Raw genomic sequence first — 828 nt, 5'->3', positions numbered from 1 at the left:
AGCTGGAGAACAGCATGTGGCCGAAGCTCTTGTGGCGGCGGGGCGGGCTGCTGCCACTGCGACTCCACGCGGGTCAGCGCCTCCAGCTCGCCGTAGTCGAGGAAGATCCCCCGGCAGTTGCTGCACTGTTCGATCTGGACACCGTTGCGGTTGTACGTGTGCATCGGCGCATGGCACTTCGGACACTGCATGCTCGGCTCAACTCCTCGGCCGTTGGTACGTCTTCGTGTTTCCCCAGGACAGACTCCGTCCGACCCCGGTCGGTTGCACCCTACTTCGCGAATCCGGGCGTCAACTCGGGCGGGACGGAACCCATTCGGTCACAGGCGTCCACGACCGCCTCCTCCACCTCGTCGAGCGGACGGCCCGCCGCGACCGCCTTGACGATGGCGAGGGCCGCGGTCTGCACGGTCAGGGCGCGGGCCGGGACGTCCAGGGCGGGCCAGGGGTCGCCGTCGGCGGGAACCGCCGGGCCGCCCGCCGCGCGGTACGCGGCCAGGAAGCGGGTCCACTCGTCGGGCGGGAGCAGACCGCAGGCGTACCAGGCGGCGGGCCGTGCGAGGTCCCATCCGGGGACTCCTACGCCGAGGTCGTCGACGTCGATCAGGAGCCAGGGGCCGTCGGGGGCCGGGTGGCGGACGAGTTGGCCGAGGTGGAGGTCGCCGTGGCAGAGGGTGGTCGTGTCGGGCTGGGGTGCCTCCGCGCGGGCCCACGCCGGGAGCAGGGTCCAGGCGTGCAGGACAGGGGCGACGGCGGGGTGGCCCCCGACGGCCTCGCGGAGGCGGGTGATCGCGCGGACCGCCTTGAGGGGGCCGCGCATGGGTGGGA

The 828-nt window shown here is 72.7% G+C and carries 2 protein-coding genes; both read right to left on the bottom strand.

Annotated elements, in window-relative coordinates; genetic code table 11:
- The coding region (locus JHN45_RS52285) for a zf-TFIIB domain-containing protein (protein ID WP_201056554.1) at positions 1–191 on the bottom strand (191 nt) is incomplete at its 3' end.
- Positions 192–271: 80 nt separating this feature from the next.
- A partial coding sequence (locus JHN45_RS52280) for a phosphotransferase family protein (RefSeq protein ID WP_201056553.1) occupies positions 272–828 on the bottom strand: 557 nt, incomplete at its 5' end.

The organism is Streptomyces sp. MBT53 (genome assembly GCF_016654115.1).
Classification (GTDB): Bacteria; Actinomycetota; Actinomycetes; order Streptomycetales; family Streptomycetaceae; genus Streptomyces.
Note: the sequence above shows the minus strand (reverse complement) of the source record. Positions and strands in the feature narration are given on the sequence as shown.